At 52.7% G+C, this 14,128-nt stretch carries 13 protein-coding genes; 8 read left to right on the top strand and 5 right to left on the bottom strand.

Annotation, left to right across the window (positions count from 1 at the left end; genetic code table 11):
• Positions 1 to 504 precede the first annotated feature (504 nt).
• Positions 505 to 2,091 carry an EAL domain-containing protein gene (locus tag AC3ITF_RS20680; protein WP_115259698.1) on the top strand — a complete coding sequence of 529 codons (1,587 nt, stop codon included), beginning with the start codon at positions 505 to 507 and terminating at the stop codon, positions 2,089 to 2,091.
• A gap of 2 nt (positions 2,092 to 2,093) precedes the next feature.
• Here the strand turns inward: AC3ITF_RS20680 and soxS are convergent, their stop codons facing one another.
• Positions 2,094 to 2,417 carry a superoxide response transcriptional regulator SoxS gene (gene soxS / locus AC3ITF_RS20675; protein WP_096758702.1) on the bottom strand — a complete coding sequence of 108 codons (324 nt, stop codon included), beginning with the start codon at positions 2,415 to 2,417 and terminating at the stop codon, positions 2,094 to 2,096.
• 86 nt (positions 2,418 to 2,503) lie between these two features.
• On the opposite strand from soxS, the gene soxR reads away from it, so the two are divergent.
• From soxR to AC3ITF_RS20655, 4 genes are all read left to right on the top strand, one after another.
• Positions 2,504 to 2,962, top strand: a complete 459-nt coding sequence (soxR, locus tag AC3ITF_RS20670) for a redox-sensitive transcriptional activator SoxR (RefSeq protein ID WP_096758701.1) — start codon at positions 2,504 to 2,506, stop codon at positions 2,960 to 2,962.
• A gap of 599 nt (positions 2,963 to 3,561) precedes the next feature.
• Positions 3,562 to 4,911 carry a guanine/hypoxanthine transporter GhxP gene (gene ghxP / locus AC3ITF_RS20665; protein ID WP_096758700.1) on the top strand — a complete coding sequence of 450 codons (1,350 nt, stop codon included), beginning with the start codon at positions 3,562 to 3,564 and terminating at the stop codon, positions 4,909 to 4,911.
• Positions 4,912 to 5,069: 158 nt separating this feature from the next.
• Positions 5,070 to 6,716, top strand: a complete 1,647-nt coding sequence (locus tag AC3ITF_RS20660) for a Na+/H+ antiporter (protein WP_096758699.1) — start codon at positions 5,070 to 5,072, stop codon at positions 6,714 to 6,716.
• Positions 6,717 to 6,898: 182 nt separating this feature from the next.
• Positions 6,899 to 7,390 carry an REP-associated tyrosine transposase gene (locus tag AC3ITF_RS20655; protein ID WP_181517651.1) on the top strand — a complete coding sequence of 164 codons (492 nt, stop codon included), beginning with the start codon at positions 6,899 to 6,901 and terminating at the stop codon, positions 7,388 to 7,390.
• 73 nt (positions 7,391 to 7,463) lie between these two features.
• On the opposite strand, the gene AC3ITF_RS20650 is transcribed toward AC3ITF_RS20655, so the two are convergent.
• Positions 7,464 to 8,354 (bottom strand): LysR family transcriptional regulator, encoded by an 891-nt coding sequence (locus AC3ITF_RS20650; RefSeq protein ID WP_096758697.1) that lies wholly within the window; start codon positions 8,352 to 8,354, stop codon positions 7,464 to 7,466.
• 101 nt (positions 8,355 to 8,455) lie between these two features.
• Here AC3ITF_RS20650 and AC3ITF_RS20645 point away from each other — a divergent pair, with 101 nt between their 5' ends.
• Together AC3ITF_RS20645 and AC3ITF_RS20640 are read left to right on the top strand one after the other, a co-directional pair.
• Entirely contained in the window at positions 8,456 to 8,866 is a 411-nt protein-coding gene (locus AC3ITF_RS20645; protein WP_115259694.1) for a CidA/LrgA family protein, read from the top strand.
• Positions 8,859 to 9,548 carry an LrgB family protein gene (locus AC3ITF_RS20640; RefSeq protein ID WP_115259693.1) on the top strand — a complete coding sequence of 230 codons (690 nt, stop codon included), beginning with the start codon at positions 8,859 to 8,861 and terminating at the stop codon, positions 9,546 to 9,548. Before AC3ITF_RS20645 ends, AC3ITF_RS20640 begins: the two co-directional genes overlap by 8 nt.
• Before the next feature lie 15 nt (positions 9,549 to 9,563).
• Here AC3ITF_RS20640 and AC3ITF_RS20635 read toward each other — a convergent pair whose 3' ends face one another.
• Positions 9,564 to 10,853, bottom strand: a complete 1,290-nt coding sequence (locus AC3ITF_RS20635; RefSeq protein ID WP_115259692.1) for a Gfo/Idh/MocA family protein — start codon at positions 10,851 to 10,853, stop codon at positions 9,564 to 9,566.
• Positions 10,854 to 11,095: 242 nt separating this feature from the next.
• On the opposite strand from AC3ITF_RS20635, the gene AC3ITF_RS20630 reads away from it, so the two are divergent.
• Positions 11,096 to 12,049, top strand: a complete 954-nt coding sequence (locus tag AC3ITF_RS20630; RefSeq protein ID WP_181218302.1) for a DUF4431 domain-containing protein — start codon at positions 11,096 to 11,098, stop codon at positions 12,047 to 12,049.
• A gap of 47 nt (positions 12,050 to 12,096) precedes the next feature.
• Here the strand turns inward: AC3ITF_RS20630 and actP are convergent, their stop codons facing one another.
• Positions 12,097 to 13,746, bottom strand: coding sequence for a cation/acetate symporter ActP (actP, locus tag AC3ITF_RS20625; protein ID WP_096758694.1), 1,650 nt, complete (start codon positions 13,744 to 13,746; stop codon positions 12,097 to 12,099).
• Positions 13,743 to 14,057, bottom strand: a complete 315-nt coding sequence (locus AC3ITF_RS20620; protein ID WP_096758693.1) for a DUF485 domain-containing protein — start codon at positions 14,055 to 14,057, stop codon at positions 13,743 to 13,745. Before AC3ITF_RS20620 ends, actP begins: the two co-directional genes overlap by 4 nt.
• Between the last annotated feature and the right edge of the window lie 71 nt (positions 14,058 to 14,128).

Below are 14,128 nucleotides of genomic sequence, written 5' to 3'. Positions count from 1 at the left end.
TTGTTCACAACAGGTGTGGCACTCTGGCTATCGGCGGGCATGCACATCAATGAAACACTGTTTCTGTTACATGATTTTTGTGAACTATATCACATCTGTTCGTTTGTTCACCAGTGCGGGACGCTCTTTTTATTGGTTAATAGCCTTTATTTAATTGTGGTTATAGGATGTGGTGAGCGAATGCATCATTCGTAATAGAAGGTGTATTTACGCTGCTTGTTATCTTTATCCTAAATTAATCTTTAAAAAAATTTATGTATTTTTTATGCGAAGCCCGTATAACGCGTATAAAACATTACGACTTTTACAGTGTGCTATTTTCAAATAAGCTTAACTTTAAGTTTGCCTTACGGAAAAAGAATATCATCATCCGCTATTATCAGACTTTTACATAGAGACGGCGGTTGCGAATGTTGATAGATTCATACAACTTAACTAGCCGGCGTTTATAGCATCCTGCCTTGATGGGTACTGGCATATACGATACAGGGAAATAGGGCTGACATGACTCACAGTGCGCGACGTAAGACGCTGAGGTTCCTTGGAACACTCACGGTGGTATTGCTCCCCGTGGTACTGGCGTTATGGTTTGCTCATGTCAGGGCGACGTCCGAAACCCGCAATCAACTCCGCACTTTTGCGCAGCTGGCCCTCAATAAAACAGAGCTGGTGATCCAGCAAGCCGATCTCGCGCGTGATATGGCACAACTGTATCAAGGGGAGATGTGTACCCCGGCGCATCAAAAAAGTATGCTGAATATTATTCGTGGGCGTTTATATATCAGCGATCTCATTTATGCGCAGGGCGATCATTTTTTGTGCTCAACGTCGATGGTGCCGCCAGCCTCATATATTATGCCCACCGCTGACTATAAGCGGACGCCGGACATCTCCATTTATTACTATCGCGATACGCCGTTTTTTTCTGGCTACAGAATGACGTATATGCAAAGAGGAAACTACGTTGTCGTTATCAATCCTTTATCCTACAGCGAGGTCATGTCTGATGATCCGGACCTCGCCTGGGGTGTCTATGATACGGTAACAGATAGCTTTTTCTCTGCCAGTGAAGGGTCAAACGTTGCGCAATTACTGCCGCTGGTACGCGGCGATGCCCCGACATTCCAGCAAGACGATCGTTTCTATACCATCGTGCATTCAGAAAAGCGGCCCATTGCGGTTATTGTGTCGACCACGGACGATCGCGTTGATCAGAATTTCTATCATGAAGCTGTATTAACGCTCCCTTTCGGCGTGATCTGTAGCATCCTGATCCTATTGATGTGGTGGCGTACGCGCCAACAATACTATTCTCCTCGCCGTCTGTTAAAACGCGCGCTCAAAAAACGCCAGCTTTGCCTGCATTACCAGCCGATCATTGATATCAAAAATGGTCAATGCGTTGGGGCCGAGGCGCTGTTGCGCTGGCCCGGTTGCAAAGGTGAGGTCATGAGTCCGACAGAATTCATTCCGCTGGCGGAAAAGGAAGGGATGATTGAGAAGATAACGGATTATGTGGTCGAAGAAGTGTTCAACGATTTGGGCTATTTTCTGTCAGCACACCCTCAGCTTTACATCTCAATAAATCTCTCTGCCTCCGACTTTCATTCATCCCGGCTGATCGCGCTGATTGCTGAAAAATCACGCGACTACTCTGTACGTTCGCAGCAAATTAAGGTTGAAGTCACCGAGCGCGGATTTATTGATTTGCAGAAGATGACCCCGGTTATTCAGGCATTTCGTCAGGCGGGTTATGAAGTCGCGTTTGATGATTTTGGGACTGGGTATTCCAATCTGCACAATCTGTCTTCGTTGAATGTGGATATTCTGAAGATCGATAAATCGTTTATCAGTACGCTGACCACCAACAGTACCAGCCACATGATTGCCGAACATATCATCGAAATGGCGCAAAGTTTACACCTGAAGACAATTGCAGAAGGGGTCGAAACAGCGGATCAAATCAGCTGGCTGCTGGAGCGCGGCGTACAGTTTTGTCAGGGATGGTACTTTGCGAAAGCATTGCCGCCGCAGGAGTTCATGCACTGGGTTAAGCGCTCGCCCGCCATACTGACGCAGGGCGGGCAATAATTCTACAAACGATGGCGATAGTCGCTGGGGGTTCGATCAAACTCGCGGCGGAACACACGTGAGAATGTTTGTTGCGATACATAGCCGAGATCCATCGCAATATCAAAAATAGGTCGCTCAGTATTGCGTAGCTCAACGGCGGCCAGCAGCAGTCGACGCTGACGAATATAGTCGCCTAACGTCTGGCGCATCACCGTACGGAACATTCGCTGTAAATACCACTTTGAATAACCTGATTTTTTCGCGACCGCTTCGATATTCAGCGGTTGGTCGATATGTTCATCAATCCATTCAATAAGTGTCTGAATAATTTGCTGATGGGACATATGGCAGCCTCTTTCTCAGTATTCGATTCGTCGTTTTGTCTGTCGGCGAGTATAATTCCTCAAGTTAACTTGAGGTAAAGCGATTTATGGAAAAGAAATTACCCCGGATTAAAGCGCTGCTCACCCCTGGTGAAGTGGCAAAGCGTAGCGGCGTGGCAGTATCGACCCTGCATTTCTATGAAAGCAAAGGGTTAATCAGCAGCATGCGCAATAGCGGTAATCAGCGTCGATACAAACGAGATGTGCTGCGTTATGTGGCCATCATCAAGATTGCTCAACGGATTGGTATTCCGCTGGCAACAATTGGTGATGCGTTGGGCGTATTACCCGAAGGCCACTCGCTCAGTGCGAAGGAGTGGAGGCAGCTTTCTTCACAATGGCGCGAAGAGCTTGACCGACGCATTCATACTCTGGTGGCACTACGCGATGAGCTGGACGGCTGTATTGGCTGCGGCTGTTTGTCACGCAGTGATTGTCCGTTGCGTAACCCAGGCGATCAGCTTGGTGAGCAGGGGACTGGGGCGCGATTGCTGGAAGATGATTGATGAGTTTGAAACCGGTGATGGGTATAAAACTAAAGCGCCACAACTGGGCGCTTTAGTTTGGTTCCGGTCTTTGTCTTTCACTCTATCCCGCTGGTTCACGGGAGGGTTTCCCCCGACATCAACACCCCTCAGTCGAGCACGTAGTGGAGGTTCCGGTCTGTGTTGATAAAGTAATTGTAAGTCACCCCAGGACAATTGCCAGTCAATTGGCGGTTTTTTAGCCGAAATTTTTCCTGCATCTTCACCTGTTTTCCTGTGCGACTTTGCGCCTGAAATAGTAGCGCATGTTGCAATAACCCAGCGAAATTTGTTGCCAGATTGCGCATTAACGATAACGTTTGCGCATCGGTTGGCTATTTCTTGTGCGCTATAAGAAGAAATGCATAAAAAGCGGCAAAGTTCTGTTGAAAACCGCCGTATGATCGCAGGATAATCGTTTGCTTTTTTTTACCACCCGTTTTTTATGCGTGAAGCTAAACGTTTGCTTTTTTGCGACACCCCTTTTGGCGCAAACCTGGCACATGGAGAAAACGTTTAGCAGGCAGTGGATTGTCCATCACGCATATTGACGAAAAATAAACTCTCAGGGGATGTTTTCTATGTCTACGCCTTCAGCGCGTACCGGCGGCTCACTCGACGCCTGGTTTAAAATTTCGCACCGCGGCAGTACCGTTCGTCAGGAAGTCGTTGCCGGATTAACGACGTTTCTGGCAATGGTCTACTCCGTCATTGTGGTTCCGGGGATGTTGGGTAAAGCCGGGTTCCCACCGGCTGCAGTTTTCGTAGCGACCTGCCTGGTAGCAGGCGTGGGTTCTATTGTAATGGGCCTGTGGGCAAACCTGCCGCTGGCGATTGGTTGCGCTATCTCGCTGACGGCGTTTACCGCATTTAGCCTGGTGCTGGGGCAGCATATTAGCGTGCCAGTGGCGCTGGGTGCGGTGTTCCTGATGGGCGTCCTGTTTACCATTATTTCTGCGACCGGTATCCGTAGCTGGATCCTGCGCAACCTGCCGCAGGGCGTTGCGCACGGCACGGGGATTGGTATCGGCCTGTTCCTGCTGCTGATTGCGGCAAACGGCGTTGGGCTGGTGATTAAGAACCCACTGGACGGCCTGCCGGTTGCTCTGGGCGATTTCGATACCTTCCCGGTGATCATGTCGCTGATTGGCCTGGCGGTCATTATCGGCCTTGAAAAACTGAAAGTACCGGGCGGCATCCTGCTGACCATCATCGGTATTTCTGTTGTTGGCCTGATTTTCGACCCTACCGTGCATTTTTCCGGTATTTTTGCCATGCCTTCTTTGAGCGATGCGGAAGGGAATTCCCTGATCGGCAGCCTGGACATTATGGGGGCGTTGAACCCGATCGTCCTGCCGAGCGTATTGGCGCTGGTGATGACCGCCGTCTTCGATGCGACCGGGACTATCCGTGCCGTGGCGGGGCAGGCGAATCTGCTGGATAAAGACGGACAGATTATTGATGGCGGTAAAGCGTTAACCACCGACTCCCTGAGCAGCGTGTTCTCTGGTCTGGTGGGGGCGGCTCCTGCGGCAGTGTATATTGAGTCCGCAGCGGGTACGGCGGCGGGTGGTAAAACCGGTCTGACCGCGATCACCGTCGGCGTGCTGTTCCTGTTGATCCTGTTCCTCTCTCCGCTCTCTTATCTGGTTCCTGCCTACGCGACCGCACCGGCGCTGATGTATGTCGGCCTGCTGATGCTGAGCAACGTAGCGAAAATTGACTTCGCAGACTTTGTGGATGCGATGGCGGGTCTGGTGACTGCTGTGTTCATCGTGCTGACCTGTAACATCGTTACCGGCATTATGATCGGCTTTGCTACGCTGGTGATTGGACGCATTGTTTCCGGTGAATGGCGTAAGCTGAACATCGGTACCGTAGTCATTTCTATCGCGCTGGTGGCCTTCTATGCCGGCGGCTGGGCAATCTGATACTCACATCATGATGATCCTGAAAACGGGTGGCTTTTGCCGCCCGTTTTTATTTTCGGAACACATCCCGTTGTCTTTTGCGTTACTCTGAGGAAGATAGAATTGAGGCACGACGCCTCTCGTCGCATATCATAAGAAACATCGCAAACAGGGAACGCATGGAAATCTTTTTTACCATACTCATCATGACCCTTGTGGTCTCGCTGTCGGGGGTAGTGACTCGCGTATTGCCCTTCCAACTCCCTTTACCTCTTATGCAGATCGCCATCGGCGCCTTGCTGGCGTGGCCGACGTTTGGTTTGCATGTGGAGTTCGACCCTGAACTGTTTTTGGTTCTGTTTATCCCGCCGCTGCTGTTTGCCGATGGCTGGAAGACGCCAACGCGTGAGTTTCTCGAGCATGGGCGAGAGATTTTCGGCCTTGCGCTGGCGCTCGTGCTGGTCACGGTGGTCGGAATAGGCTTTATGATTTACTGGCTGGTGCCGGGTATTCCGCTGATCCCGGCTTTCGCGCTGGCCGCCGTGCTGTCGCCAACTGACGCCGTGGCACTTTCTGGCATTGTCGGTGAAGGCCGCATCCCGAAGAAAATCATGGGCATCCTGCAGGGCGAAGCGTTAATGAACGACGCCTCCGGCCTGGTTTCACTCAAGTTTGCTGTCGCGGTGGCGATGGGCACGATGGTGTTTACCGTCGGCGGCGCGACGGTTGAATTCTTCAAGGTGGCAATCGGCGGTATCCTGGCTGGGTTTGTTGTCAGCTGGCTGTACGGTCGCTCCCTGCGTTTTCTCAGCCGCTGGGGTGGCGATGAGCCAGCCACGCAAATCGTCCTGTTGTTCCTGCTGCCGTTTGCCTCTTATCTGATTGCGGAACATATCGGTGTTTCCGGGATCCTCGCGGCGGTGGCGGCCGGGATGACGATTACCCGTTCAGGTGTCATGCGCCGTGCTCCGCTGGCGATGCGCTTACGTGCAAACAGTACCTGGGCCATGCTCGAGTTCGTGTTTAACGGCATGGTCTTCCTGCTGTTAGGGCTGCAGTTACCGGGTATTCTGGAGTCTTCGCTGGCGGCGGCAGACGCCGATCCGAATGTCGAAATGTGGATGCTGTTTACCGATATCGTGCTGATCTATGCGGCACTGATGCTGGTGCGTTTTGGCTGGCTGTGGACCATGAAAAACTTCAGCATGCGCTTTCTGAAGAAGAAGCCGATGGAGTTTGGCTCGTGGACCACGCGCGAAATCCTGATCGCATCCTTTGCGGGTGTGCGTGGGGCGATCACGCTGGCTGGTGTCCTTTCTATTCCGCTATTATTGCCTGACGGCAGCGGCTTCCCTGCACGTTATGAGCTGATCTTCCTTGCCGCCGGTGTGATTCTGTTCTCGCTGTTTGTTGGCGTGGTGATGCTGCCGATCCTGCTGCAGCATCTTGAAGTGGCGGATCACTCGCAGCAGCAAAAAGAGATCCGCATTGCCCGTGCCGCGACGGCGGAAGTGGCGATTGTGGCCATCCAGAAAATGGAAGAGCGTCTGGCTGCGGATAGCGAAGAGAATATTGATAATCAGCTGCTGACCGAGGTGAGCTCGCGGGTGATTGGTAACCTGCGCCGTCGTGCCGATGGGCGAAACGACGTGGAAAGCTCGATGCAGGAAGAAAACCTCGAACGGCGTTTCCGTCTGGCGGCGCTGCGCTCGGAGCGTGCAGAGCTGTATCATCTGCGCGCCACGCGTGAAATCAGCAATGAAACGCTGCAGAAACTGCTGCACGATCTGGATTTGCTGGAAGCACTGCTGATAGAGAATCAATAAACGGTAGCGCCTGATGTCGCTACGCTTATCAGGCCTACGGAACGCAATTGTAGGCCGGATAAGGCGGTTACGCCGCATCCGGCAAATCTATCATTACGGAATTTGCGAGCCGCTTTCCTGAACTGATCTGTTTGTCTTGTCGATTCCCTCTTTTCTCCATACGGTTAAGAAAAGGGGGAAACATGTCTGATTATCGGCGTCACTACATCAACGGTGGGACATGGTTTTTTACGGTGAATCTACAAGACCGCGGAAGCCATCTTCTGACATCAAAAATCTATCATCTTCGCAGTGCTATCTCCGAGGTAAACAAGGTTAAACCTTTTTATATCAATGCGTGGGTCGTTTTGCCTGAGCATATGCATTGTATCTGGACGTTGCCTGAAAATGACGCTGATTTTTCGTCCCGCTGGCGGGAGATTAAGAAGCATTTCACCCGATCGTTGTCTGCACAGCATGTCTGGCAGCCTCGCTTTTGGGAGCATACCATCCGGGATGTGCGCGATTATTGCCAGCATGTGGATTACATTTATATTAATCCTGTGAAACATGGTTGGGCGCAGCAGGTGAAGTCATGGCCTTTTTCAACGTTTCATCGTGATGTTAAATTGGGGTTGTATCCGGAGAACTGGGCAGGTGAGATAACGGACCTCCGTGCTGGTGAACGTGCCTGATGGCGCTACGCTTATCAGGCCTACGGAACGCAATTGTAGGCCGGATAAGGCGGTTACGCCGCCATCCGGCAACTTACGTCTCCTGCGTTAACCAAAACCCTTCGCAGCATTTTAGCCACGCCTGTGCGCTGTGCGACAGATACACGCCTTCGCGCCAGATCATGCCCAACTGCCAGCGTAAATGGCTTTCCAGCGGGATCCAGCGTAGCGTCTGCTTATCCAGTTTTTGGCAAATGGGTTCTGGTAAAATGGCGATCCCAACCCCGGCTTGTACCATCGCAGCGAGGAAATCCCACTGTCCGCTGCGTACCGCAATGCGTGGCTTGACGTGGTGCTGGCTAAACAACTCCAGCAACTGACGGCTTAGGGCGAAATCTTCGTTGTAGATTAGCAGCGGGTGCTCGGCCAGCGCCTCGGGGGAAATAGAATCACAGGTTGTCCACTGGCCGGAGCGCGGCACCAGCACGCAAAGTGGATGGCTGAAAAGCGGCAAGGTCGCCAGACCGCTCTCTTCTTCGACCGGTAGCGCCGTCATCGCCACATCCAGATCGCCGTTCATCACTGCCTGCTGGACGGTTAAGCCACCAAATTCTGATATTTTCAGCTCAACGCCGGGATAACGCTGGCGAAACAGGCTGATGGGGCCGGCCATTAACATGCCGACCATCGGGGGGATACCGAGTCGCAGGATCCCCTTATTCAGATGGTTAATATCGCTCAGTTCTGCCTCAAGCTGGCGGAATTCGGCGAGGATTGCCAGGCCGCGTTCAAAGACGATACGTCCGGTATCGGTCAACAACAATCGCCGCCCGTCGCGGATTAGCAGCGTGCAGTTCAGCTCGTCTTCAAGGTTCTTCAACATTTTGCTGATGGTCGGCTGGGTGACAAACAGCTTCTCTGCCGCGCGGGTAAAGCTCTGCTGGCGAACCACCTCAACAAAATATCGCAGCGTTCTGATATCCATGATTATTCCTTAAGACTATGCCTGCAATGAGTTTAATTCATTTCAGTCCTTGGGGGAGGGTCTCTATACTGGCGCTCTCTCTTTTTTACGGACATTCCCTCATGGCTGTGGCGATTAGCCGCGTGACGCCTGCGGTTATTCATCGACTCCAGGTCCCCGTTCAGGTTCTGTTGTACGCAGGTTTATTTGTTTTTGCTCAATATCTTGTCTCCTGGCTACATTTGCCGCTTCCCGCCAACCTGGTCGGGATGGTACTGATGCTGGCGCTGATTGTGTGCAGGGTGATCCCGCTTAGCTGGATACGCGCAGGCGCCCGTTGGTTGCTGGCTGAAATGCTGCTGTTTTTTGTCCCGGCGGTTGTTGCCGTGGTGAACTATACGCACCTGTTGCTGGTGGATGGCTGGCGCATTTTTGCCGTTATTGCCATCAGCACGCTGATGGTGCTCGGTGCCACTGCGTGGGTGGTTGATAAAGTGTATCGCTATGAAATGAGCAGGTTAAACCGTGAGTAATTTCCAGTTAAGCGTGTTGTGTCTGGTGATTACGCTGGGTATCTATTTTGCCAACAAGCGCCTGTATCGTCGTTTTCGGACATTGCCGCTGATGCCGCTGGTCCTCACGCCCGCGCTGCTGGTGCTGATGCTGGTGTTCGGGCATATCTCCTGGCAAAACTATATTGGTGAATCGCACTGGCTGATGTGGCTTCTGGGCCCGGCGACCATCGCATTTGCCGTGCCGGTTTACGATAACCTCGCGGTCATTAAGCGTCACTGGATGTCGCTGACGGCAGGCGTGGTGACGGCAACGCTGGTGGCCGTCACCAGTTCGGTATGGCTGGCGCGTCTGTTTATGTTACCCGATGAAATCCAGCGCAGCCTGGCGGTGCGCTCGGTAACCACGCCATTTGCGCTGGCGGCGGCCGAGCCGCTGGGCGGGCAACCGGATCTGGTGGCGCTGTTTGTGGTGATCACCGGTGTATTCGGTATGGCGGTGGGCGACATGCTGTTTTTGCGCCTTTCCATCCGTGAAGGAATGGCGAAAGGGGCTGGGTTTGGTGCGGCGTCGCACGGCGCAGGCACCGCGCGCTCCTATGAGCTTGGCCAACAGGAAGGGGTGATTGCCAGCCTGGTAATGATGCTTTCCGGCGTGGTGATGGTGCTGGTGGCACCGCTGGTCGCGAGGCTGATGTTCTGACCAGCGGCCCGTACGCTATTTCAGCCGTGAAATCAGTTCAAACTCTTTAAAATTTACCGGGCGCTGCTGCTGCATGGAGCGATTCCCGGCGATGCCGGTCAGAATTGACATGGCGCCCGCGCGATGGTCGGCGGCTCGCTGCAGCGGATCGTGTCGCGGCTCGCCAAACAGATCGGCCAGCATCGCGTTATCACCGCCGCCGTGGCCACCTTCGCCCAGCGTGAAGTCGGCCTGCCAGGGCGCAGCGAACATCGGGAAAACGGTAATATCACAGCTTTCCAGGCTGCCTTCGTTCTCCCTCGCCCCGCCTGCATTGACGTATGATTTCTCCACGATCTTCATCTCCAGGCGACCTTCGCTACCGTTAAACACCACGTTCAGTCCTTCCCACGGCAGATAAGTGTTCAACGAGTAGGTGAGCTGTACCTGGTTTTGATACTTCACCAGCACCGACAGTGTGTCTTCAATGGTGATGCCATCGCTGAATACGCTTTGATCTCGGAAATAGTTGTCTTCGTGTTCAGCATCCAGATACAGCGCTTTAAGCTGCGGATTCTCCGCCATTTGCAGTGCAAACGGATCGTCCTTGGCCTGCGCATAGCCATGAGCACGTGGATAAAACTGCGTCACACCGCGGCGTTCGGCATTTTCTTTTCCGTAGAAACGCAGGCTGCCTTCGGCATAAACACGCTGTGGATAGCTGTCCAGCCAGAAGTTCATCAGGTCAAAATGATGGGTTGATTTATGCACCAGCAGGCCGCCGCTGTTGCGCTTTTCCCGATGCCAGCGGCGGAAGTAATCGGCGCCGTGTTCGGTATTCAGTAACCACTCAAAGTGAACCGAAAAGACGTCGCCAATGGCACCGTTCATCAGCAGCTCGCGTACCTTGCTGTGATGCGGAGCATAGCGATAGTTAAAGGCGACGCGCACCTCGTGTCCGGTCTCTTCAATGGCGTCGAGAATACGCAGGGCGCGCTTCTCATCGATGGTCATCGGTTTTTCAGTGATCACATCACAGCCCGCGTGCAGCGCCCGCACGATATAGTCATCGTGGGTGCGGTCCATAGTGGTCACGATGATGACATCGGGGCGGGTTTCGCGGATCATGTCTTCAAACTGTGCGGCTTTCCAGGTGGATACCGGAGCGGCCCCCTCATTTTTTAATAGCTGATTCGCGTAGTTCATACGGGTTTGGTTGGTGTCGCAAAAGGCGACCAGCCGGGCGTTTTCCTTCCATTGCCCACCAATCGCTGAGATATACAGGCCCGCTCGCCCGCCGGTTCCTACCAGGGCATATTTCTTCATCGCATCCTCTTTTCTCAAAATGAATTAACGTGTTTATGTAATAAAAACAGTGTTTCAATTTCATTTTGGTACTGTAGCGCTATCAACAGTGATGGATACGTTGGAGAGAGAAAACTGTGATCCCCAGCGAAAAAGACCGGAGAAGATGTCGATATTCTGATTTTCCCATGAACGCTTTTTAGCCTTACGCTCATATTTTACAATCGTTATTAATTCCGTTGGCCAGTGTAAGGATATTCAGTGTGAAATATTTGTGGTTATCTGCTCTCCTGTTCAGCCAGGTCGTTATGGCCTGGTGTCCTGATGAGGACCAAAAGGTGGTACTTCAGGGAACATTGATACAACAGACGCTACCCGGCCCGCCAAATTACGAAAGCATCAAGGACGGCGATGAAGCGGTAACTTATGATTATCTAAAGTTGGATCAACCTTTTGAGTGTGATATTACCGGTGAGAGTGAAAGTGTACCGCTAGTACAGCTTATTTTGATGGGAAAAAGTAAGCCTGGTTACGCCGATCTTGCTCCTTCTCTGGGAAAAGATGTCATCCTGACCGGGAAAACGATGTATGCCCAAACTGGCCTCCACTTTACCTCTGTCTTGCTCATCCTTGATGATGTGAAAGATGTTACCCCCCTCAACACGCCCGAACAAAAGAAAAGCGCGCTGATTCAGTTTCAACAGTTCCAGCAGGCGCTGAGTGAGAAAAACGTTGCCGCATTAAAGTCTTATTTTGTATTCCCATTACCGGGCAGCCTTGATGATTTTATTCCTTACGATGAATCACAATCATCTCAGTCGGATCAGCTTACCGAGGCGGTGTTTGATAAAAATGCGTCGCAGATTATTAAGGGTTTACACATCTTGAGTAGTCTTGATGTTAACCCTGACACTCTGGAAATCAAAGAACACCGGATAAACGCGCTATCGGCACAAGAGCAGAAACGGAAATACTTTCCGGGTGATGAAGACGGCACGTTTTATTATGAAGAAAACGGTCAGCGTCACGTGGTTGACGGAACCTGCGACACGGCTGCTATGGGGGAATTTGACGAGGGCGTTTTAAGGCTTTCTCAGGGTACCGATGCGAATAAACAACGGCCTGGCCTCTCAGAGTCTTGTGACGGAGCATCGTCATATTTGTTTAAGCTAATTGATGGAAAACTCCGTCTGGTGGCGAGTTTTACCGCAGGTTGAATCTGTGCCGAACACTCCCCGACCGGTGAAGTCGGGGAGGAGATCTATTAGTGCGCGCGACCTTGCTCTACGCCGTACCCGGTCTGGGAACGGATGAACTGAGCACGGAACTGCTCACGCTCGCGATTACCTTCTGCGGAATTATCGGTGGCAGAGAAGAACCAAATACCGAGGAACGCCACGCTAATGGAGAACAGCGCCGGGTATTCATACGGGAAAATGGCTTTTTCGTGACCGAGAATTTGCACCCATACCGTTGGGCCAAGCACCATCAGCACCACTGCCGTTATCAGACCTAACCAGCCGCCCAGCATGGCACCACGCGTGGTCAGTCGTGACCAGTACATGGAAAGCAGGATGATTGGGAAGTTGCAGCTTGCCGCGATAGCGAACGCCAGGCCGACCATAAAGGCGATGTTCTGGTTTTCAAACAGCACGCCGAGCAGGATGGCAATCACGCCCAGTACCAGTACGGTGATTTTCGACACGCGCAGTTCTTCACGCTCGGTAGCACCTTTACGGAACACGTTAGCGTACAGATCGTGAGAGACCGCCGAGGCACCCGCCAGCGTCAGACCAGCAACCACGGCCAGAATGGTGGCAAAGGCCACTGCGGAGATAAAGCCGAGGAACAGGTTACCGCCCACCGCGTTGGCCAGATGCACCGCCGCCATGTTATTGCCGCCAATCAGTGCGCCAGCCGCGTCTTTATATGCCGGGTTTGCACCGACCAGCATGATTGCGCCAAAACCGATGATAAAGGTCAGGATGTAGAAATAACCCATAAAGCCGGTGGCGTAGAACACACTCTTACGCGCTTCGCGGGCATCGCTGACCGTGAAGAAACGCATCAGAATGTGCGGCAGACCCGCGGTTCCGAACATCAGTCCGAGGCCTAACGATAGCGCCGATATTGGGTCTTTCACCAATCCGCCCGGGCTCATAATCGCCGAGCCTTTCGGGTGTACCGCCATCGCTTCGGTGAACAGGTTGTTGAAGCTGAAGCCGACGTGCTTCATGACCATGAAGGCCATAAAGCTGGCGCCGAACAGCAGCAGCACGGCTTTGATGATTTGCACCCACGTAGTGGCCAGCATGCCGCCGAACAGCACGTACATCATCATCAGTACGCCAACCAGCACCACAGCAATGTGATAGTTCAGACCGAACAGCAGTTGGATAAGCTTCCCGGCACCCACCATCTGGGCGATCAGGTACAGCGCGACCACCACCAGTGAACCACAGGCCGACAGAATACGGATAGGCCCCTGCTTCAGACGGTAAGAGGCGACGTCCGCAAAGGTGTAGCGACCGAGGTTACGCAGACGTTCGGCAATCAGGAACAGAATGATTGGCCAGCCGACCAGGAAGCCGAGTGAGTAAATCAGCCCATCATAGCCAGAGGTAAAGACCAGCGCGGAAATCCCGAGGAACGACGCCGCCGACATATAGTCGCCCGCAATCGCCAGCCCATTCTGGAAACCGGTGATGTTACCGCCCGCGGTGTAATAGTCGTTACGCGAACGCACGCGCTTAGACGCCCAGTAGGTAATGCCGAGCGTAAAGATGACGAAAATCAGGAACATAACAATCGCCTGCCAGTTGGTTGGCTGGCGTTGGACTGCACCGCTAATAGCATCCGCCGCATTTGCGGCGAAGGGCAGCGTGGCGGCTAGCGCCGTCAGGACTCTCTTCATGATGCTTTAACCTCGTGCAGAACCGCATTGTTAAGACGATCGAATTCACCGTTAGCCCGCCAGATATAGATTCCGGTCAGGAGGAAGGAGATGAGGATCACGCCCACCCCAATTGGAATACCCCGGGTGACGCTGGTTCCCGCATGTAGCGGCGTCCCCAGCCAGCCAGGCGCAAAGGCAATCAGTAAAATAAAGCTGATATAAACCACCAGCATGATGATGGATAGTACAGCGGCAAACCGTTGCCTTTTTTCAACTAACTCCCTGAAACGCGCACTGTCTTCTATCCGCTGATAAATATTGTCATTCATCGCAGAGCTCTCCAGAGGTCCCCTTTGTCTTTCACACTGCAGGCATGACCTGTTAGCTGTCGCAGTCCGGC

The organism is Citrobacter sp. KH_055_1, from assembly GCF_057838705.1.
Note: the sequence above shows the minus strand (reverse complement) of the source record. Positions and strands in the feature narration are given on the sequence as shown.